The following is a 21340-nucleotide window of genomic DNA, read 5'->3' on the forward strand; positions in this document are numbered from 1 at the left end:
TCCACCGCGGTGGTCTGGCTGTTCACCATGTTGACCGTCCACCGGAAGTCCTGCGAACGGGGTTGTCCAATGACAGAGCGTCTGGCGCTCGGCATCACTGTCGGGGCGGCGAATTCGGTCGCCGCGGCCGCGACCGCCGACGGATCCACCGCCACCGTTGTCATGCATCGCAGCGCCTTACAGCTCGGCGCCGACGGCGCGGTCACCTTCGCCGACACGACCGACGACTCCCACCGTGTGGTCATCGAGGACTATCTCTCGAGAGTCGGCGACCCGGTAGACCTGCTGGCAGACGATGGTTCCACCCATGACGCGGCCGATCTGGTCGCCGCCGCGACCCGCGCGCTGGTCGACGAATTGTCCGGCGGCACGGCCGAGGCAGCCGACATCGTCGCGTGCCATCCGGCCTGGTGGCCGGGACAGACGGTCGAGGTGGCGCGGAGCGCACTCGCGCGCGCCGGCCTGTCCGAGGTGACGCTGGTGCCCGAGCCGCTGGCCGCGGTGCGCCGGTACGAAAGGGAGAACGGACTGCTCGACGACGGCGCGCTGGTCGTCTACGACCTCGGCGCGAGCGGCCTGACGGTCACGGTGCTACGCACCGGCGAACAAGCCGGCGTGCTCGGCGCACCGATTCACAGCACTGCGATCGCGGGCGCCGAATTCGACTTGCTGACGATGCGCTACGTCCTGGCTAACGCCGTGGGCGGACACGAAATAGATCCGTTCGACCCCGTTGTCGAAGCAGAATTGGCGGCGTTGCGAGCGCGCTGCAGAAATGCGAAAGAAGAACTTTCCAGAACAACCGCGACGGTGGTTCCGGTGGGTCTGCTCGACCCCACGTTCCGTACCGAGCAGGTCCGGCTGACCCGCGGCGAACTGGAAGACCTCCTGCGTCCGGCCCTGTACGACTCGATGGACCTGCTCCGCGACGCCGTGCGCCGCGCCGAACTGACCATGGGCGATGTCGGCCGGGTGCTGCTCACCGGCGGTGGCGGCGCGATCCCGCTGGTCGCCGAGCTGATCTCCACCGAATTCGCGCTGCCGATCGCCGTCTGCGCGGACCCGGCGTCCTGCAGCGCACACGGCGCGGCCGAGATCGGTCTGGACGTGGCCGCCCTCGCCGTACCCACCGAGGCGATTCCCGCACTCGCCGCGCCGCCGGTGATCGCGGTCGTCGACGAACCCGCGTTGCCGTCGGTCGAGCCCGCTCCGGCCCGGATGTCCACGGCCAAGCGCGCGGCGATGGTCGCGGTGGGGGCGCTGACCATGGCCGCGCTGGCCACCGGCACGCTCGCCCTTGGTGGCGCCCCACCGTCCGCACCGACCGGGCCCGCCTCGGTGACGAGCGGCGTCGCGGTGCCCGGCGCCACCGCGTCGACCGGTACCGGTGGTGCGCCCGCAACACCGGGCGCCACGGACTCGACCGTGGCCGATCCCCTGCGTCCCGGCGCGACCGCCGGCGAACCGACAGGCGCGAACCCGGTGAACGGCACCGAGGCCGGGACACCGGGCAGCACTCCCGGCGCCGGCGAGTCGGGCAGCACTCCCGCCGCGGGCACCCCCGCGCCACCCGGCGACGCCCCGGCGGCCGGACAGCCCGCCACTGGGCAGCCCGCCCCGGCCCCAGCAGGACAGTCACCGGCACCCGCTCCGGCGCCGGGCCCCGCACCCGCTCCGGCGCCCGGCCCGTCCCCTGCTCCCGCACCCGCTCCGGCACCTGCTCCGGCACCTGCTCCCACGCCGACCCGACCACAGGTTCCCACCATCCAGGTGAACCCCGGCCCCCTGATCAACGATCTGGGCGGCGCGGTCGACGACACGATCGAGTCGGGAAGACAACTGCCGGGACAGGTCCTCGGGGGAAACGGTGGCTGACATCTCCCTCGACACCTTTCCCAACGGCCGCACCGTCTTCCGCGCACTCGACACCGTGGATCAGCAGCCCGTACTGCTCCTGATCCGGGGCCGGGCGGGTACCGGAAAGACGTTCCTGCTCAACGCTGTTCGCACCCATCTCCGCAATCGCGGCATCCCGATCACCGATTCGGTGCGAGACCTCGATGACGGCGACGGCGTGCTCGTCGCCGACAACGTCCACCGCTACAGCGACGATGACCTACGAACCCTGTGCGCGGCAGTCGAATCCGGTCGCCGCTCGGTGGTGCTGACCACCCAGCCGCGCCCACACGACACCCGACTACGCGCGCTGGCAGACGCGGTGTCGCGACACGGCCGCACGGTGGACCTGCGTGCTCTCGGCAGCGCCGACACGGCGACGTTCGCCAGGGAACTCGGCATGGCCGTCTCCCCGCCGCTCGCGCTGCACATCCACCAGCTCACGGCAGGCATTCCCGGCGGGGTGATCGCGGCGCTGTCCGCGGCCCGCACGGTGCAGCTGGCGAACTGCGTAGCCGCCGTCGAGGCCGCCGTCACCGCGTGGACACGAACGCTGCTGGACACGATGGAGCCGGACCTGCTCGACACGCTCGTCATCGCCGCCACCGGAACCGGTCTGGACGCCACCGAACTCACCGAGGTCCTCGGCGTCGACCTCGACTCCGCACACGATTTGATCGACCGCGCGCGGGCAGGCGCGCTGGTCACCGACGCCGATCTGCTCCTCGCGCCCGCCGTGGGTCCGCTGCGCATCCTGCTCGGCGATCGCCGCTTTGTCGAGGTGCAGCGCCGCCTGCTGGCCGCGCGCCTGGACGCGGGCCTGCTACGCGACTGCACCGCCCTGTTCCTGGCCGAGTCGGGCGTGCTCGACGCCCGCCTGGCCGAGTTCCTCTGCCGGACCGCCGAGAAGTCGGGGGAGGCGGCCCGCTATTACGCGGCCGCGGCGGCCGCGGGCACGCCGGTCGAATCGATCGCGGTGCGCTGGGCCGAGGCCGCCGCCCGCGCGGGCGACTCCGGCACCGCGCTGCGGCTGGTCGAACCGCTGCTCACCGCGGATCGCGTGTCGACCACCGAACTCGTCGCGGCCGTACGCATCTCGGCGTCCGTCCTCACCCGGCGCGGCCTGGTGGGCCGCGCGGCCGGGCTGTACCGCTGGCTCGGACCCGAACGAATCGGCGCCGACTGGGCACCGGCCGCGATGGTGCTCACCATGGCCGGTGACATCGCGGGCGCGACGCGCATGGCCGAGGCCGCCCGGCAGTGGCCACCGACCGAAACCGACGCGGGCCCGCGACTGATCGTCGGCGCGTTCGACGACTCCCTCGACCCGCATGGCGCGGGCACCGGCGCGGCGATCTCCGCGCTCATCCAGGCGGTCAACTCCGATGACGGCGACGATCGCTATCTCCCCTGCACCGCGCTCTCGGTCGCCACCCTGCTCTGCCTCGGCACCGGCGAACCAGGACGCGCCGGTGACGCGCTGCGCCGCGCGGCCGGTAAGGGCGCGAACCACCAGCTGCCGATCCTCACCGCCTGGACCGCACTGCTCGGCGGGGACGAACGGCACGCCGCGAGTACCCTCGCCGCGATCGACATCCCCGCCCTCGAACCACGCGAGCAACTACTCGCCCACGCACTGGCGGTCGGCCTGGCCCGCCGCAGCGGCGACCACGCGGCGCTGGTGCGCGCCTGGCAGGCCGCCTGCCCGCTGTTCGACGAGCTGGACGCCGACCTGCTGAGCCTGCTGCCGATCGGAGAGCTGTGGCTGGCGGGCATCCGGCTGCGCGATGTGCGCCGGATCGAACCGCTCGTCGACGCCGCGCGGGCCCTGCTGCGCGCAGTGGGTCGCGCACCCGCCTGGACCAACTCCTTCCACTGGTACGGGGTGCAGGCCGCGCTGGCCGGTGCATCGCCCCGCGACCTGTTGCCGCACGCTCACGCGCTCAAGACGGCCGCGGCGGCCGGTGACCGACAGGCCGCCGCGCTCGCCGACGCCGGTCGCACCTGGGTCCTCGTGCTGCGCGGTCAGGTCGACGCCGCCGAGGTGCAGGCCGCGGTGTCCGCACTGGCCGAACTCGGCCTCACCTGGGACGCCGCCCGCCTGGCCAGTGAAGCCGCACTCGCCGTCGGCGATTCGGCCACCGCGACCACCCTGCTCAAACTGGCCCGCTCGGTCCGCGCGCGCTCCCAGCCGGTGGAACAGCCGCTCCCCGCGGCGCGCGCGCTCGCGCGGACACCGCAACAGCAGACCCCGCCACCCGAAGCCTCGGTGGCGCTCAGCGATCGCGAACGCGAGGTCGCCGAGCTGGTCCTGCTCGGGCTGACCTATCGGGAGATCGGCGCTCGGCTGTACATTTCCGCGAAAACCGTGGAGCATCACGTCGCGCGAATCCGACGTCGGATAGGCGCGCGGTCACGATCGGAACTATTGTCAATGCTCCGCGCGATGGGACACGGTTCACTGCTGGTGTGACGGTCCCGGGGGAGGTAAACGGGATGGCCACCGGAGTCGGCCTGCGCATCGCCGATGACGAGTGCATCGCCGCGGTGGTCACCGAGGACGGCTCGGCGACCTTCGTCGCCCGCGAATCGGTCCTGCACATGTCCGACGACGGCGACGCCGCGCTCGGCGGTCCGGCCCCGAACGAGCACGCCCACTCCGTCGCCGGGTTCGTCCGCGCGATCGGCGACCCGGCCGGTGTCGATGTCGACGGCGGCGAGGCCTACCGCGCCGAGGACCTGCTGGCGACGGCGATGTTCTGCCTCATCGACCTCACCACCGAGCACCTCAGCGGCCCCGCCGAGTTCTACGCCACGCATCCGGCGCAGTGGTCGCCGGAGATCGTGCGCGGTGTGCGCGAGGCGCTGGACTATCTGGGCCTGAAGTCGGTGGCGCTGCTCGGCGAGGACGAACTGCCCCAACCCGTTCACGGCGGCGACCCCGGCCGCACCTACGCCACCGCCGCCGCCGAGGCCGCGCTCGTCGCGGTGCTGGCCACCCCCGCGGGCGCGACCCCGCCCGACCCGATCGTCACCGAGAACTCGCTGGTGGTCACCGATGTCATGCCCGCGCTGGCCACCCCGGTGGTGACCGCGCAGGCGTACTCGGCCGCCCTGCCGGTGGCGAGCCTGCCGACGAAGTCGATGGACGTGCCGGTCGCCGCCGCGGCGGTCCCCGTCGAAACCCCACCGCCCGCTCGCAGCCGGACGCCGCTGCTGATCGCGGCCGCCGCGCTGGTCGGTCTGCTGCTCGGCGCGGTCGCCGTCTCGGTGGCGCTGCGCGGCGGCGAGCCGGTCACGCCGCCGCCCATCTCGGACGCGCGGACCGAACAGTCCACCGAACCGCCCGCACCGGCACCACTGCCGCCACCACCCGCGCCCGCGCCCGTCGTCGAATCGACCACGCCCGCACCGGTTGTCGTCCCGACCACCGACGAGCCCCCGGCACCGGCACCGGCGCCGCCACCGCCCGCCGAGGAACCCGCGCCGGAACCGGAACCGGAAGCCGAACAGACGACCACCGAGGAACAGCCGGACGCCGGGAGCAGCAGCACCACGCGCTCGCCGTGGCCGTTCCGCAACTACCCGCCGGACTATCTCCCACCGCCCCTGACGATTCCGGGCACCCGCTGATCTCGGCCGGGTGCACCGTAACCGCGCCCGCCGGACGACCGTGCCTTAGAGTGATGCGCTGACCGACATGATCGCCCCCGGCGGTGGTTTCGGTCACTCGTGCAGACGAAGGGATTTCATGCGCAAGTTGGTGGCGCGTCGCGCCGCGGTCAAGGCAGCCTCCGCCGGGTTCGCCGCGACTGTTCTCCTCGCACCCCTGCTCGGCTCCGGTCTCGCCTCGGCGCAACCCGCTGCGCCCGTTCAGCTTCCCGTGGACGCGCTACCAGCCGAAATGGTGACGGCGCTGTCGCGCGATCTGGGGATGACCCCGACCGAATACCTCGACCGGGCCGCCCGCGCACAGCAGCTGCGCGACTACGCGAGCGACTTCCGCGCCGAGAATCCCGACACCTTCGCGGGTGCCTGGCTCACGCCGGAGGGCAAGGCCGTCGTCGCCGTCACCAATGCCGACGCGGGCCGCATCGCCGCGGCCGACGGCTACCAGACCCACCTCGCCCCCATCTCGGCCAACGGCCTCGAGGGCGCACTGATCCAGCTGAGTCAGTGGATCGCCGCGTTGCCGCGCGAGATCTCCCAGCCGATCAGCTCGATCGCGATCGACGCGCTCAACAGCCAGCTGGTGCTCAACATCGCCAACACCAGTACCGGCCACCTGCTGAACCTGCCGACCCTGATCGCCACCATCAAGGTGGTGCTCACCCCCGGCGGCGGCGGTGCCGTGGAGTACCGGCCGATGGGCGGCGACACCTACATCACCGCGGCGACCGACCTGCGCGACACCACGCTGCGCGGGGTCGACGTGTGCTCGTTCGGTTTCAACAGCACCGACGCCGCCGGCAACGCGCTCAACATCTCCGCGGGCCACTGCAATCCCACCGTCGACGGCGACGGCGCGGCGACGGTCTACTCGCCGAACGTGCGCGACATCCCCAACAGCCCCCAGGTCGGCGCGTTCGCCAAGTCGGTACTCGGTGGGCCCGCCTCGCTGGACTACTCGGTGATCAAGCTGAACGAGCGCGCGGTGAACGCGGGCATGGATCAGCCCAGGGTGCGCGGCGCCAACGGCACCACCCTCACCATCACCGGCACCGCCGAACCGGTCACCGGCGCGCCGGTCTGCAAGACCGGCCAGTCCTCCACGTTCACCTGTGGTTTCGTCTCGGCAGACCGGGTGGAGACCCAGCTGTTCACCGCGGAGGGCGTCAGCAAGACCATCCGCGGCTTCGCCAGCAGTGCCTGCACCCTCGGCGGTGACAGCGGCGGCGCGATCGTCACCGGCACCCTCGCGCTCGGCATCACCAGCGGCTCCAACGCCGCCGAGGCGCCCAACTGCGCCGAGGCCAACTCCGTGCTCGCCCCCTACGGCGGCACCGCCACCCTCGGCATCCCGATCCGGCCGATCCTGGCCGATATCGACGCGAGCTCAGGCGGCGGCCTCGGCAGCGGAATCTCGGTGCGCACCAAGTCGAACGCGGGCTGAGGACGCGCCGGATCGCCGGTCGGACCGGGTGAGCGAAATCTCGTGCCCGGTCCGAGTAGGCATAACCGGTCCGAGCCCATATAGTTCGATCATGCTCCTGCCACGTCTGGGTCGCACCCCGTCCGCGCGAAGCTCGAGAAGAGCTCGGAAGTCCGTGATCGCCGCTTCGGCGGCGATTCTGCTGTTCGGCCCCACCATGGCAGTCGCCGAGGCGCAGCCCGAGCCCGCCGTCGACCTGCCCGCGCAGCTGATCGAAGCGGTCACCCGTGATCTGAAGATCTCGCCCGAGGAGTACCTGCGTCGCGCCGATCTGGCGCAGCAGGTCGCCGCGTTCTCGACCACCGCGCAGCGGCAGTTCCCGCAGGTGTTCGCCGGTTCCTGGCTGAGCGACTCGGGCAATGCCGTCGTCGCGCTCGCGAACGGCCCCGGCGCCGACCAGGCCCGCGAGGCCGCCGCGTCGGCCGGGTTCGAGGTGCGCAACGTCGCCAAGAGCGAGTCCACCCTGCGTGGCGAGAAGACCGCGTTCGAGAACTGGCTCGAGACCGCGCCGCCCGAGGTCGCCGCACTGGTGCGTGGCGTCGTCGTCGACACCGTGAACAACGCGATCGCGGTGCGCGTGGAGCAGGCCGGGCTGCCGCTGCCGAGCTTCATCGACCCGTCCCGCGTCGTCGTCACCGCACCGCCGGTGGCCGGCGAGCGGATCGAGCTGTCCGCCACTCCCATCGTCGGTGACGGCACCGGCGCGCTGGCCGGCGGCGACGGCTACGCCTCCGTGCTCGGCCGCAGCTCGCTGCGGTGCTCGCTGGGCTTCAACGGCACCGACCGCGCGGGCAACGTCATCAACATCTCGGCGGGCCACTGCAACCCCGACATCGGCACCGCCGGTACCGGTGACGCCGCCGCCGTCTACGAGATGAACGGCGACCGCGCCGGCGCCCAGCTGGGCACCTTCCAGAAGTCGGTGCTCGGCCAGCAGGACTACTCGATCATCCGGGTCAACGACAATGTCCGCGCCCGCTTCGAGAACAACCTCGTCCGCGTGCCCGGCGCCGCCCCCATCCCCGTCGACGGTGTCGCCATCCCCGTGGTTGGTGCCCCGGTCTGCAAGTCCGGTGCGCGCACCGGCTTCAGCTGTGGCGTGGTCAACGGTGTCGACCAGACCGTGCAGGTCGGCGATCGTCAGCTCACCCAGAGCTTCTCGGCCAACATCTGCGCCCTCCCCGGTGACTCCGGCGGCGCCATCGTCACCGGCCGCCTCGCCCTCGGCATCTCCAGCGCTTCCTCGGTCGCCGACTTCCCCATCTGCGAGATCCCGAACATCATCGGCGCCATCACCGGCGACACCCCCCAGCTCTTCGCCCAGCCCCTGAGCGTCGTCCTCTCGGACAACCCCGGCCTCGCGGTCCGCACCAACTGACCGCGGGGCTCCCCCGGCACTGAGCAGCCTCGAAAAGGCCGGTAGCTCGCAGCTACCGGCCTTTCCCGCGTCTGAGCCAGGGTAAGTGTGCCCTCCCGCCCAAGGTCCGGGCCCACCGAAGCCAGGGGCTACCGGCAGCAGGCAGTCACGGACGCCAGCGGCTGATATCTATCCGATTGTCCGACAGTGCACTCGGGTGCTCAGGCAAATCGTGGCGAGGTAACACTTGTTCACTTGGTGCGAACAGCCGAGTGGCCCGTTCCCGATCGGGAACGGGCCACTCGGCGAGGGCGCGGAGAAGCTGCTCAGTTCGGCTTGCTTCCGTTCATATTCTCGTCGCTCCACTTGCTGGTACCGGGCTCAGCTTGGAACGTGCTCAGCAGATCCAGACCGGCGAGACCGAGTGCCGGAGCGCCGAAGGCGATCGTTCCGAGCACGCCACCGATGCCGGCCAGCGCGACGAAGGTCGGGATCGCCGCAATGCACAGGACGACGGTAGCGCACTGGATGGCGCCGAGCGCCACACCGATCGCGCCACCGATGACGACACCGACCGCGGTACCGACGAAGCCGCCGATCGCCGTGGCCAGGCCGAACTGGGTGGTGAAGTCGTTCATAGCACGCTGGTTCTCGACCGGCGAGGCGATCGGTTTGATCGCCACCGCGTTGACCTCCGTGCCCTGCGGCAGGTTGGCCGGACGCTCTGGGGTCAGTTCCAGGACCGCGCCGTCCTCCTTCACCACCGGCTTCACTGGGACGTCGATGCCCGCGACCGAGAACTTCATCGGCAGCGTCATCACGACGTCACCGTTGCCATCCTTGACGGTGGCGACCTCAGTACTGATCGGCTCCGTCGCACCATCCGCGATCTCCTCAACCTCCGAAAGATCGAAGGTTCCCCCGAGGAGCTTCGTGACGACGGTCGTCTCGACCATCTTCACCGAGTACTTGATTTCCTGAGCCTCGGCGACAGGCTCAGCGTGCGCGGTCCCCAGCGACACCGTCATAGCGCCGATAACCAGTGCGGCAGCCGCAGTGGTCTTACGGAAGTTCATTAAAGGTTCCCATCCATCAGGTGTGGTACGGCGCGCGATCCGCGACACGCGAGACTCGTCAAGCGGGCACATCCTTGTGAGATGTCCCCTACTTCTCCCCGAGCAGTGTGAAGACCGGCACAGCAGACAGAACAGGTGGGAGCCTAGTGGACCGAAACCCCTGAAGCCAGAAGCAATCTCGACGAAACTAGTAAGCCTGGCCTTAGCTCCGTCGCAGATCACGCACGGTTTACGGTGTTAAGCAGCCGACCCAGGAACCCTCCGAGCAACATTTATGTGACATTGCTCACAGGCAAATTCCAGGTCAAGCCGCAGTAAACAAGGTCAGAGCGCACATGCCGATCCTACGGTGGACACCGGTAGTTACTGGCCGGTAACTTAGTGCCGGTTACGATACGAGCCAACTGGGTGAGCCCGCTCGCCCATGACCCTCGTGTTGCCTCTAAAGAAAGGTCGCGACATGAATGCCCTGACAATCACGTTGGGCACGATTGGAGCAGTGCTCAGCCTGTTCTGTTGGGCGTCGTTCCTCGGCGGCGCATGGAACATCGGCAAGGCCGTGACGATCGGCCAGTCCGCGCCGGACCGGTGGCGGCCGTTCTTCCCGCGGTTCAAGACCATGGTCGTCGAGTTCCTCGCCCACACACGGATGAACAAGTTCCGCACCGTCGGCTGGGCGCACTGGCTGGTCATGATCGGCTTCATGGGTGGCGCCATGTTGTGGTTCGAGGCCTACGGCCAGACCTTCGATCCGAAGTTCCACTGGCCGATCATCGGTGACACCGCGATCTACCACCTGTGGGACGAGATCCTCGGCATCGGCACCGTGGTCGGCATCAGCGCGCTGATCATCATCCGCCAGCTCAACCACCCGCGCGTCCCGGAGCGGCTCTCGCGATTCAGTGGATCGAAGTTCGCCCCCGCGTACGTGATCGAGACGATCGTCCTGCTCGAGGGTCTCGGCATGATCTTCGTCAAGGCGGGCAAGCTCGCCACCTATGGCAACGCGCACGCCTCGACCGACTTCTTCACCATGCAGATCGCCAAGCTGCTGCCCGCGAGTCCGACCATGGTGTCGATCTTCGCGTTCGTGAAGCTGATGTCGGGCATGGCCTTCCTGTACCTGGTCGGCCGCAACATCACCTGGGGCGTGGCCTGGCACCGGTTCTCGGCCTTCCCCAACATCTACTTCAAGCGTGAGGCCGACGGCAGCGTCGCCCTCGGCGCGGTCAAGCCGATGATGTCCAACGGCAAGGTCCTCGACATGGAGAACGTCGACCCCGATGTCGACAATCTCGGCGTCGGCCGCATGGAGGACTTCTCCTGGAAGGGCTGGCTGGACTTCACCACCTGCACCGAGTGTGGTCGCTGCCAGTCGCAGTGCCCCGCGTGGAACACCGGCAAGCCGCTCTCGCCCAAGCTGCTGATCATGTCGCTGCGCGACCACGGTTACGCCGCTGCCCCCTACCTGCTGGCCGGTGGCCGCAAGGATCCCGGTGGCGACGAGATCGGCCTGGTCGACGCCGACGGCAAGCCCGACGAGGCCGCGCTGGCCAAGATCCCCGAGGCCGCGCGTGCCGAGGCCGAGCGTCCGTTGATCGGTGCCGAGGACATCGCCGGCATCATCGATCCCGAGGTCCTGTGGTCGTGCACGACCTGTGGTGCGTGTGTCGAGCAGTGCCCGGTCGATATCGAACACGTCGACCACATCATCGACATGCGCCGCTACCAGGTACTCATCGAGTCGGAGTTCCCCTCCGAGCTGGCCGGGTTGTTCAAGAACCTCGAGAACAAGGGCAACCCGTGGGGTCAGAACTCCAAGGACCGCCTCAACTGGATCAAAGAAGTCGATTTCGACATCCCGGTCTTCGGTAAAGACGCCGACAGCTTCGACGGCTACGAGTACCTGTTCTGGGTCGGCTGCGCCGGCGCCTATGAAGACCGCGCGAAGAAGACCACCAAGGCCGTCGCCGAACTCCTCGCGACCGCGGGAACCAAGTTCATGGTCTTGGGTGCCGAGGAAACCTGCACCGGTGACTCGGCCCGTCGTGCGGGTAACGAGTTCTTGTTCCAGCAGTTGGCGATGCAGAACATCGAGGTCATCAACTCGGTGTTCGACGGTGTCGAGCAGTCGAAGAAGAAGATCGTGGTGACCTGTGCGCATTGCTTCAACGCGCTCAACAACGAGTACCCGCAGGTCGGTGGCACCTATGAGGTCGTGCACCACACCCAGTTGCTGAATCGTTTGGTGCGGCAGAAGAAGCTGGTGCCGGTGGCGTCGGTGTCGCAGAACATCACCTACCACGACCCGTGCTATCTGGGTCGGCACAACAAGATCTACAACGCTCCCCGTGAGTTGATGGAAGCCTCCGGCTCGACGCTGGTCGAGATGCCCCGGCACGGGGAACGGTCGATGTGTTGTGGTGCCGGTGGTGCCCGGATGTGGATGGAAGAGCAGCTCGGTAAGCGCATCAATGTCGATCGTGTCGACGAGGCTCTGTCGACGAACCCGACCAAGATCGCGACGGGTTGCCCGTTCTGTCGGGTGATGCTCACCGATGGTGTGACCGCCCGTCAGGAGCAGGGTCTGGGCGAAGGGGTCGAGGTCGTCGATGTCGCCCAGTTGATGTTGGACTCGATCACCCGTGTCGAGGCTGCTGAACTGTCGGCGAATCTGTTGGTGGTCCAGGAACCCAAGGCCGAACCCGAACCGGAACCGGAGCCTGTTGTCGCGCAGGTCGCGACCGAGACCGCTGCGAAGGCCGCACCGGCCGGTGGCGGTTTGGGGATGAAGGGCGCCGCGAAGGCACCCGGCGGTGGTGGTTTGGGCATGAAGGGTGCCGCGAAGGCGCCGGGCGCGAAGGCCGAAGCTGCTCCTGCCGCCGAGACCGCGGCTCCGGCCAAGGGTCTGGGCATGAAGGGTGGCGCCAAGGCACCCGGCGGCCTCGGTATGAAGGGCGGCGCGAAGGCGCCGGGTGCGAAGGCACCCGCGGCCGACGCGGCTCCGGCTGCCGAGTCCGCGCCTCCCGCGGCTCCGGTCAAGGGCTTGGGCATGAAGGGTGGCGCGAAGGCACCCGGCGGCCTGGGCATGAAGAGCGGTGCCAAGGCGCCCGGCGCCAAGGCCCCAGCGGCTCCGGCAGCGGAAGCGGCTCCGGCAGCGGAAGCGGCCACCGAAGCACCGGCCGCCGAGTCGGCTTCGGCGCCCACGGAAGCCAAGCCCACTGTCGCGGCGAAGGGCCTGGCCATGAAGTCCGGCTTCAAACGCCCCGGCCCCAAGGCGCCCGGCGCACCGAAGCCCGCCGCCGAGGCTCCGGCAGCCGAACCAGCCCCGGCCACCGCTGAGGCCGCCCCGGCAGCCGAAGCCCCCACCGCGGAACCGGCCTCGGCCCCCACCGAGTCCAAGCCCACGGTCGCCGCCAAGGGCCTGGCCATGAAGTCCGGCTTCAAACGCCCCGGCCCCAAGGCGCCGGGAGCTCCGAAGCCCGCCGCGACGGCAACCCCGGCTCCCACCGAACCGGCAGCTCCCGCCGAACCGGAAGCCCCCGCCGAACCGGCGGCTCCGGCAGAACCGGAAGCCCCCGCGGCTCAGGCCCCCCAGCCCGAGCCCACCAACGGCAATGGCACCCCACCGGTAGCCCCGCCGACCGCCAAGCCCGGCGGCCTCGGCTTCAAGTCCGGAGCCAAGTCCCCGGGCCGCAAGAGCTGACGCCAAGCCCTGACACCCAGTGAGGCGCGGATTCCACCGGAATCCGCGCCTCACTGCTGTCCTGGGCTGCTGGTCGAACGCGGCGCTCATCGACTCTCGACGAGTTGAGCCGCGACGCACCGCCACTCAGCAGTTCGCGAACCACGCCTTCACATATCCCGCTGACTGGTAGGCGTAGTCCCAGGCCCAGCGTGCCGGGGAAAGATGGGGTTGGGGGTCGACGAAGAGGAGCTCGCCCGGCCAGCAGGTGCCGAGGATGTAGCGGGCCCGCGAGATGTGAGGGGTGAAGGTGACGACGATGACGCGGTGCCAGTCGGCGCCGAGCCGGGCCAGTCCGCGGCCTTCGCCGAGGGTGGTGCGAGGGCTGGGGTCGAAGCAGATGACCTCGAAGCTGTAGCCGCCGTGACAGATCCGGTTGACCATCGGGCTGCGCTCGTAGGGATTGGAGACGAGGACTCGCGGTGCGTAGCCCTCGGCGGCCAGGCTCAGCCCGAGTTCCTCGCGGCCGTCGTGGGCACCACCCAGGATGAGGATCGCGTCGGCCGGTTGGGGCGGGTCGGTGCGCGGGCGCACGTACACCGGCCACAACGCCACGGTGACGACGAGCGCCGCGAGCAACAGCCCGCTCACAGCAAACAGAATCCGGCGCCCGCGCACGAACCGATGCTAGCCCGCACCGCCGCGACCAGCGTCGATCAACCCACGTCGCCCCTTGTACACCAGATGTTGCGCCCGCTCTTGCCTCGCTGACGCGGCGTAGCCACACCCAGCGCTTACCAACAGAACTATGCGATGCACAGTCTTCGGAACGGGGTACCTGGGGGCCACGCATGCCGCGTGTATGGCCGAGCTGGGGCACGATGTGGTCGGGGTGGACGTCGATCCCGGCAAGGTGGCCAAACTGGCCGATGGAGTGGTGCCGTTCTACGAGCCCGGCCTCGAGCAGGTGCTGCAACGCAACCTCGCCGCGGGCAGGTTGCGGTTCACCACCGACTACGAGGACGCGGCGGCCCATGCCGATGTCCACTTCCTCGGCGTGGGCACGCCGCAGAAGAAGGGCGAGTACGGCGCCGACCTGAAATACGTGCACGCCGTGGTGGATACGCTCGCCCCGATGCTGGAGCGTCCGGCGATGATCGTCGGCAAGTCCACGGTGCCGGTGGGAACCGCCGCGGCCCTGGGTGTTCGAGCTCGCGAGCGGGCACGCGTCGAGATCGAGGTCGCCTGGAATCCGGAGTTCCTGCGGGAGGGGTTCGCGGTGCAGGACACCCTGCGCCCGGACCGTCTCGTCCTCGGCCTCGACCGCACCCGTGAACGCGCCGACTGGGTCGAACAGCACATCCGCGAGATCTACGCCGACCTGATCGCCGCCGAGATCCCCTTCCTGCTCACCGACCTGGCCACCGCCGAGCTGGTGAAGGTCTCGGCGAATGCCTTCCTGGCGACCAAGATCTCGTTCATCAACGCCGTCTCGGAGGTCTGCGAGGCCACCGGCGCCGACGTCACCATGCTGGCCGACGCGCTGGGCTACGACGCCCGCATCGGCCGCCGATTCCTCAACGCCGGACTGGGTTTCGGCGGCGGCTGCCTGCCGAAGGACATCCGCGCGTTCATGGCCCGCTCCGGCGAGCTCGGCGCCGATCACGCGGTGGCGTTCCTGCGCGAGGTCGACAACATCAACATGCGCCGCCGCACCAAGGTGGTCGACATGGCCGCCCGCGCCTGCGGCGGCTCGCTGCTCGGCGCCAATGTGGCGGTACTCGGCGCGGCGTTCAAACCCGAATCCGACGATGTGCGCGATTCGCCCGCGCTGAACGTGGCCGGGATGATCCAGCTGCACGGCGCGGTGGTCACCGTGTACGACCCGAAGGCGGTGGAGAATTCGCGCCGGGTGTTTCCCACACTGAACTACGCCACCTCGGTGGCCGAGGCCTGCGATCGCGCCGATGTGGTCCTCGTCCTGACCGAGTGGGACGAATTCACCGCTTTGACCCCGGCCGATCTGGACCCGGTGGTACGTCGCCGTTCGATCATCGACGGTCGCAACTGCTTGGACCGCGGCACCTGGCGTGCGGCCGGGTGGGTGTACGCCGGACTCGGCACCCCGTAGAGTGGCGATCCAAGCGGGGGCTGCCGGATTTCGGTCCGAATGCGCGGCTCCGCATGTCGTGCAGTAGGGAACGAGATGGACAGCAGATGAGTTCGGTTCTGGGAGTTTCGGTGGGGGCGGGCACGGTGCGCCTGGCGCGCCCGCAGCTCGGCGACACCCAGGGGAGCAACGCGCCGTATTCGTTCGAGGTGCAGTCGATTTCGATGCCCGAGCAGCAGGCCGACGAAGCGGCGGCCGATGTGATCGCCGGCGCGCTGGCCGCGTCGCCCGAGATCGCCGCGACCACCATCACCTTCCGCAGCGAACCGCAGGCCAGGGCCATCCGCGCCGCGATGGCGCGCCGCCAGCTCACCAACTACCAGCTCGTTCCCGAGGCCGTCGCCGCCGTGCACTTCGCGCACGCGACCAGCGATATGCGCGAGGTGTCCACGCTGGCCGTCTACGACCTGGGCAGTTCGGGCCTCACCGTGAGCGTGGTGAACGCGCGCACCAGCGATGTCTACCAGTGCGAGCGGATCAGCGACATCAGTGGCGACTACCTGGATTCGCTGATCCGCGAGCAGCAGATCGCCTCGGGCCGGATCGCGCATCCGGCCGACCCGGCCGGACTGGCCGCGCTCGACGGTCTGTGCCGGGCCGCCAAGGAGCAGCTGTCGAACAGCAACGCGGTGGCGCTGCCCAGTGAGCAGGGCCTCGTTCTGCTCACGCAGGAGAATTTCGAAGCGCTGATGATGCTGGCGATCGAGTCCTCGGCGCGGATGGCCCGCGACGTGATCATCCGCGCGCAGCATCCGGTGCAGGCGATCCTGGTGGTCGGCGGCGGCGCGCGGATTCCGCTGATCGCGCGCGTCCTCGAGCGCACGATCGGCGTTCCGGTGATCGTGCCCGCCGAGCCGGAGGCCGCACTCGCCCGTGGCGCCGTGCTGCTGGCCAGGCCCGCGCAAGTCCAGCAGGCGCCCGCCGCCACACCCGTCGTCGCTGCGCTCGGTGACGAGCACGATTCGACCCCGGCCTGGCTGACCGCGCCCGCCCGCCGGCGCAGTCCGCTCAGCGCGCTCGCCCACCGCGCGAATTCCCGCCGCGAGCTCAATGCCGCTGTCCTGACGGTGAGTTCGCTGGTGGTGGTCGCCGGGATCGGTCTCGGCCTCGGCTACGGGCCCGAGGTGTTGGAGCGCGGTTCGGCGAGCGAGGACTCCCAGGCGGTGCCCGCGACCACACCACCGCGCCCGAGCGTCGCGGCGCCGACCTCGGCCCCGGTCACCACCACCGAGGCCGTACACGAGACCGTGGCCGCGCCGCCGGTGCGACAGCAGGCCACGGAACCGACCGACGCGGGACCACCGCCGCCCGGCCCGAACACCTACACCGTGGTGCCGGGCCTGCCGCCGATCGTCGTACCGACGCTGCCGCCGGTGATGCTGCCGGGCTTCCCCGGCCCCGGCCAGTAACTCAGTCGCGCGCGTGCCGCGCCCGCTGCGGCTTCGCGACGGGCACCTTGCCGCCGAAGGGCCGTGCGAGCATCACCGCGATGGCGGTGGTCAACGGCACCGACAGGGCGAGCGCGATACCGCCGACCGCGGAGCGGGTGATCTCGATGGCCACCGCGTCACCGGTGAGCACGTCGGTGATGGATCGTCCGGCGATGCTGAACAGCAGCAGCAGCGGGAGCGCACCACCGGCGTAGGCGAGCACCAGGGTGTAGACGGTGCTGGCGATGTGATCGCGGCCGACGCGCATGGTGGCGGTGAAGATCTCGCGCCGTGACGCGCCTTCGTCGAGTGCCGCGAGTTCGAAGGCGGCCGAGGCCTGGGTGATGGTCACGTCGTTGAGCACACCGAGCGAGCCGATGATGAATCCGGCCAGCAGCAGCCCGGTGATGCTGACGTGCTGGATATAGGTGGCCACGTTGGTGTTCTGTTCTTCGGACAACCCCGTGAGGTGGGTGATCTCCAACGCCACCCAGGACAGGAACGCCGCGACCAACATCGAGGCGAGCGTGCCGAGCAGCGCGGAACTGGTCCGCAGATTCACCCCGTGTGCGAGGTAGAGCACCACATAGAGGATCAACGCTCCCGACACCAGCGCGACCGGAATCGCTGGCTTGCTGTCGAGCAGCGCGGGTAGCAGGAACATCACCACGACGCCGAAGGCGAAGCACAACCCGATGATCGCCCGCAGACCCCGCCACCGCGCGACGATCACGATCACCAGCACGAACGCGAGCACGATCAGCGTCAGCGGCAGCCCACGCGAGTAGTCCTCGAACCCGTACATCGTGATTCCGCTCGGGTCGGCCGCCCGCACCACCCGGATGTCGTCACCCGCCCGTAGATCGGGCTGCCCCGGCCCCGGCGCGATCTCGAACAGCGTCTTCTTGCCCTCGTCCGGCCCCGACCGGATGTCGATGATGCTGCGCTGACACGTATAGGCAGACATTCGCGGCGGCTCCGGCGCATCCACGAACACCCGCCCGTTCGACGGACTCCCACAGTCCCCGACATCCTGCATCACCACCGTCGCGGCCTCGGTGTGCACCGCCTCGCCGGCCACCGTCTGCATCGGCAACGGAATCTCGACGTGCTGCTCACTGGGCCACAACATCACCGTCCCGATCAGCACCACCACCCCGATGATCGCCAACAGCCCCACGACAACCCTGGCCGCGGTGTCACCGATGGCTATCGGGCCCGAATGATCGTGATGGTGGTGATGATGATCGCTCACGCCCAAACCTTAAGGGATGTCGTTTTCAAGACCGCCCCACGCAACCCGAGATCACGCAACCTTCCCTCAGATCACGCAAGCACATGGGTAACTCACCGGAACGGACTACCGGAACCAATGCCCGAACCGCCAGCCGCCGACACAAACCGTCACGCGCTTGGATCTGGCCTGAATACACGGAGAGGCGGAACAGCCAACACAAACCTCCCCGCGTCCAGGTCTGGACGCGGGGAGGCGGATGAGTGGGGGCGGCGGAGAGCAGGGGGATGTCTCCGCCGCCCGCAGGCAGGCGCCCAGGGGGGTAGGCGCGCGTACCTGAGGCTCTCGGTCGTCCAGGGGGGGTAGACAACCGGGCCGGGCACCGAAGTGCCGAGGACTACTGTACACAAAAGCTGGACTTTTGCACTAGTAGATCTTCAAAACTTGCAATATTCCGAACTCGAGGTCTGTTTTGGTCAAACTATCAAGATGACCAGCTTGCCCCGACCCCTCGGAACTCACAGGTCAACGCCCTCACAAGTGAGGTCTCACTGTCGGTAACTGGCCAGGAAGTTACCGAACCGCTCGATCGCCACCGCCAGATCCCGCGCCCACGGCAGCGTCACGATCCGCAGATGGTCGGTCGCGGGCCAGTTGAACCCGGTGCCCTGCACCATCAGGATCTTCTCCTGCAGCAGCAGATCCAAGATCAGTTTGGCGTCGTCGCGGATCTCGTGCACGTTGGGGTCCAGGCGCGGGAACGCGTACAGCGCGCCGCGCGGCTTCACACACGACACACCCGGGATCATGTTCAGCCGCTCCCAGGCCACATCGCGCTGCTCGAGCAGGCGCCCGCCGGGCAGGATCAGATCCTCGATGCTCTGATGGCCGCCCAGCGCCACCTGAATGGCGTGCTGGGCGGGCACGTTCGGACACAACCGCGAGGACGCGAGCAGGTCGATGCCCTCGAGGAACCCGGCCGCGTGCTCCTTCGGCCCGGTGATCGCCAGCCAGCCCGAGCGGTACCCGGCCACCCGATACGCCTTGGACAGGCCGTTGAAGGTCAGGCACAGCAGGTCGGGGGCCATCGAGGCCAGCGAGATGTGCTTGGCGTCGTCGTAGAGGATCTTGTCGTAGATCTCGTCGGCCAGCAGCAGCAGGCGATGCTTGCGCGCCAGGTCGACGATCTGCTGCAGCACCTCCGCCGAGTACACCGCACCCGTCGGATTGTTCGGGTTGATCACCAGCAGTGCCTTGGTCTTGTCGGTGATCTTCGATTCGATATCGGCGATATCGGGCTGCCAGCCGTTCTCCTCGTCGCACAGGTAGTGCACGGGGGTGCCGCCGGCCAGGCTCGTCATGGCCGTCCACAGCGGGTAGTCCGGCGCCGGGATGAGCACCTCGTCACCGTTGTCGAGCAGCGCCTGCATGGTGACGGTGATCAGCTCGGAGACACCGTTGCCGAGGTAGACGTCGTCCACGTCGAGTTCGGGAAAGCCGGGGACCAGCTCGTAGCGGGTGACGATCGCGCGCCGCGCCGACAGGATGCCCTTGGACTCGGAGTACCCCTGCGCGTACGGCAGCGCCGCGATGATGTCGCGCATGATCACATCGGGGGCCTCGAAGCCGAACGGCGCCGGGTTGCCGATGTTGAGCTTGAGGATGCGATGACCCTCGGCCTCCAGGCGTGCTGCCTGCGCGTGTACCGGCCCACGGATCTCGTAGACCACGTTCTGCAGTTTCGTCGACTGCTCGAGAACGCGCGGCGGCACATGCGGCGATTGATTCGGGCTCACCCGTCCATGGTGCCATCCTGGGCAAACCGATTTTTGCGCCGCCCTGTGCCGTCTCTTCGCGAGTCTCGGCCAGACGCGGCGTGCTCAGTTGTTGCCCGGCTCGATCACGCGGCGGGGTAGGGGCGGGCGCCGAGGGCGGCGGTGGCGACGCAGAATTCTTCGATCTGTTCGTCGAGGCCACGGGCTTCGACGGCATTGCGGTAACCGGGGGCGGCGATGCGGCGACGCAGGTCGACCAGGCGTTCGCCGAGCTGGGCGATGCGGCGGTCCTCGGGGAGGCCGAGGACCGGGCGTAGGGCATTGGCCGCGCCGTCGATGCTGCCGTTGATGAGGTGGGCGGCGGCGTTGTCGACGCGGGCCAGTGATTCGGCGCCGTAGGAGCGCTGCGGGGCAGGACCACTCGTGTAGAGCGTTATGGCACGTTCGGTGGCGGTCAGCGCCTGGTCGGCGCGACCGAGCTGGATGCAGGTGGCGCCCGCGTAGTAGGCGGCCTTCGGTTCGGGAAAGCCGAACACCCCGCCGATCTCGTCGTGCAGTTCGTCGCGCCGGTCGCCCGCGGCCACCTCGGCCGCGCGCAGGCAGCGATCGGTCTCGCCGTCGTTGCCCAACCGCGCCCACACCCGGGCCTCGATGTTGAGCAGTCGCACCCTGGCCAGGCCGGGGGTGGTGAATTCCTGACCACTGCGCGCCAATTGAACGGCGTTGCGCGGCCGGTCCGACCAGTTCTCGATCAGCGCGTGCATGCCACGCGTCCACGCGCGTAAACCGTTGTGGCCACTCAGTTCCGCGTACGCCCATGCGGCCCTGATCTGTTCGCCCGCGGCATCGAGGTAGCCGAGGTCGGTGCTCGCGTTGGCCAGCAGCCCCGACAGGGTGCCCGCCAGTAAATACAGGTGGCTGGTGTCGACCGGCTTCTGCTGCCCGTCGAGCAGCCGGTACACCCGCCTGCGCACCCGCAGCATCTCGACCATCATCGGCGCCGGTGCGGCGTGCACGTATTCGTTGGCGATGCGCCGGACGTCGGCGTCGAGCTGGGCCAGCGTCGTCGCGCCGACATTGGTGCTCTCCGCGGCGGCCGCGTGTTCGCTGGCCTCGTGCGCAGCCGCCATGATCAGCTCCCTCTCCGACATCATCTCGGGCACAGTGCCTTTGATTCCCGCGTCGACGAATGCGAGCAGATCGGCATCGCCTGCGGGTGCGAGCAAGGTCGAGAAACGTGCGCGGACAACATCGTCGGAGCGAGCCAACGACGTGTCGAGTGCTGCTTGATTCACCGGGCGCGGGCGCACCCGCGCCCCACCGGCCTCCCATTTCGACACCAGCCGTTCGTGCACGCCGAGATGAGCCGCGAACTCTCGGATGCTCATTCGTTTGGCATCGCGAAGGGCCCTGGCCTCTCTGCCTGTCCACTCCCCGACCACGGCGTCACCTTTCACTCCCCCTCAAGAGTACGAGCGTGGCAGTGAGACACGCCACAGGTTCGCCGAATCCATGGCCAGAGGCAGTGAAAAGGCGGTGTGAGGCAGTGGTCACGCACCCTCGCG

13 protein-coding genes are annotated in these 21340 nt (G+C 69.1%); 8 read left to right on the forward strand and 5 right to left on the reverse strand.

All coding sequences use genetic code 11. The features are described 5' to 3' along the window. Positions 1–69 precede the first annotated feature (69 nt). The 5 genes from BOX37_RS31510 (at position 70) to BOX37_RS31530 (ending at position 8426) form a co-directional block, all read left to right on the forward strand. Positions 70–1875: an Hsp70 family protein gene (locus tag BOX37_RS31510; RefSeq protein WP_156910645.1), complete on the forward strand. Its 1806-nt coding sequence runs from the start codon at positions 70–72 to the stop codon at positions 1873–1875. Then, positions 1868–4369 (forward strand): LuxR C-terminal-related transcriptional regulator, encoded by a 2502-nt coding sequence (locus BOX37_RS31515; RefSeq protein WP_071930790.1) that lies wholly within the window; start codon positions 1868–1870, stop codon positions 4367–4369. Before BOX37_RS31510 ends, BOX37_RS31515 begins: the two co-directional genes overlap by 8 nt. A gap of 23 nt (positions 4370–4392) precedes the next feature. Next, positions 4393–5529 carry a hypothetical protein gene (locus tag BOX37_RS31520; RefSeq protein WP_071930791.1) on the forward strand — a complete coding sequence of 379 codons (1137 nt, stop codon included), beginning with the start codon at positions 4393–4395 and terminating at the stop codon, positions 5527–5529. Between the two features lie 118 nt (positions 5530–5647). Next, positions 5648–7009: a S1 family peptidase gene (locus BOX37_RS31525; RefSeq protein ID WP_071930792.1), complete on the forward strand. Its 1362-nt coding sequence runs from the start codon at positions 5648–5650 to the stop codon at positions 7007–7009. A gap of 154 nt (positions 7010–7163) precedes the next feature. Further along, positions 7164–8426 carry a S1 family peptidase gene (locus BOX37_RS31530; protein ID WP_240505128.1) on the forward strand — a complete coding sequence of 421 codons (1263 nt, stop codon included), beginning with the start codon at positions 7164–7166 and terminating at the stop codon, positions 8424–8426. Positions 8427–8731: 305 nt separating this feature from the next. Here the strand turns inward: BOX37_RS31530 and BOX37_RS31535 are convergent, their stop codons facing one another. Then, positions 8732–9529 carry a DUF8020 domain-containing protein gene (locus BOX37_RS31535; protein ID WP_240505129.1) on the reverse strand — a complete coding sequence of 266 codons (798 nt, stop codon included), beginning with the start codon at positions 9527–9529 and terminating at the stop codon, positions 8732–8734. 412 nt (positions 9530–9941) lie between these two features. Between BOX37_RS31535 and BOX37_RS31540 the strand changes: the two genes are divergently transcribed. After that, the gene (locus BOX37_RS31540) at positions 9942–13187 is read left to right on the forward strand and encodes a (Fe-S)-binding protein (protein ID WP_071930795.1); all 3246 of its coding nucleotides are present in this window, start codon (positions 9942–9944) and stop codon (positions 13185–13187) included. Positions 13188–13313: 126 nt separating this feature from the next. On the opposite strand, the gene BOX37_RS31545 is transcribed toward BOX37_RS31540, so the two are convergent. After that, entirely contained in the window at positions 13314–13817 is a 504-nt protein-coding gene (locus BOX37_RS31545; protein ID WP_240505130.1) for a YdcF family protein, read from the reverse strand. Positions 13818–13974: 157 nt separating this feature from the next. On the opposite strand from BOX37_RS31545, the gene BOX37_RS31550 reads away from it, so the two are divergent. Beyond that, the gene (locus tag BOX37_RS31550; RefSeq protein ID WP_071930797.1) at positions 13975–15297 is read left to right on the forward strand and encodes a UDP-glucose dehydrogenase family protein; all 1323 of its coding nucleotides are present in this window, start codon (positions 13975–13977) and stop codon (positions 15295–15297) included. Positions 15298–15383: 86 nt separating this feature from the next. After that, positions 15384–16745, forward strand: coding sequence for a DUF7159 family protein (locus BOX37_RS31555; RefSeq protein ID WP_071930798.1), 1362 nt, complete (start codon positions 15384–15386; stop codon positions 16743–16745). 1 nt (position 16746) lies between these two features. On the opposite strand, the gene BOX37_RS31560 is transcribed toward BOX37_RS31555, so the two are convergent. From BOX37_RS31560 to BOX37_RS31570, 3 genes are all read right to left on the reverse strand, one after another. After that, positions 16747–18021 (reverse strand): YibE/F family protein, encoded by a 1275-nt coding sequence (locus BOX37_RS31560; RefSeq protein ID WP_071930799.1) that lies wholly within the window; start codon positions 18019–18021, stop codon positions 16747–16749. Positions 18022–18548: 527 nt separating this feature from the next. Then, on the reverse strand, positions 18549–19796 hold the full coding sequence (locus tag BOX37_RS31565) for a pyridoxal phosphate-dependent aminotransferase (protein WP_071930800.1): 1248 nt from the start codon (positions 19794–19796) through the stop codon (positions 18549–18551). Positions 19797–19900: 104 nt separating this feature from the next. Continuing rightward, positions 19901–21163, reverse strand: coding sequence for a helix-turn-helix domain-containing protein (locus BOX37_RS31570; protein WP_167660015.1), 1263 nt, complete (start codon positions 21161–21163; stop codon positions 19901–19903). Between the last annotated feature and the right edge of the window lie 177 nt (positions 21164–21340).

This window comes from Nocardia mangyaensis (genome assembly GCF_001886715.1).
Lineage (GTDB): Bacteria > Actinomycetota > Actinomycetes > Mycobacteriales > Mycobacteriaceae > Nocardia > Nocardia mangyaensis.

Excerpts from the sequence above, each read along its gene's own strand:
- BOX37_RS31510 (WP_156910645.1), top strand. The coding sequence starts at position 70 with ATGACAGAGCGTCTGGCGCTCGGCATCACTGTCGGGGCGGCGAATTCG.
- BOX37_RS31520 (WP_071930791.1), top strand. The coding sequence starts at position 4,393 with ATGGCCACCGGAGTCGGCCTGCGCATCGCCGATGACGAGTGCATCGCC.
- BOX37_RS31525 (WP_071930792.1), top strand. The coding sequence starts at position 5,648 with ATGCGCAAGTTGGTGGCGCGTCGCGCCGCGGTCAAGGCAGCCTCCGCC.
- BOX37_RS31540 (WP_071930795.1), top strand. The coding sequence starts at position 9,942 with ATGAATGCCCTGACAATCACGTTGGGCACGATTGGAGCAGTGCTCAGC.
- BOX37_RS31550 (WP_071930797.1), top strand. The coding sequence starts at position 13,975 with ATGCGATGCACAGTCTTCGGAACGGGGTACCTGGGGGCCACGCATGCC.
- BOX37_RS31555 (WP_071930798.1), top strand. The coding sequence starts at position 15,384 with ATGAGTTCGGTTCTGGGAGTTTCGGTGGGGGCGGGCACGGTGCGCCTG.
- BOX37_RS31570 (WP_167660015.1), bottom strand. The coding sequence starts at position 21,163 with ATGAGCATCCGAGAGTTCGCGGCTCATCTCGGCGTGCACGAACGGCTG.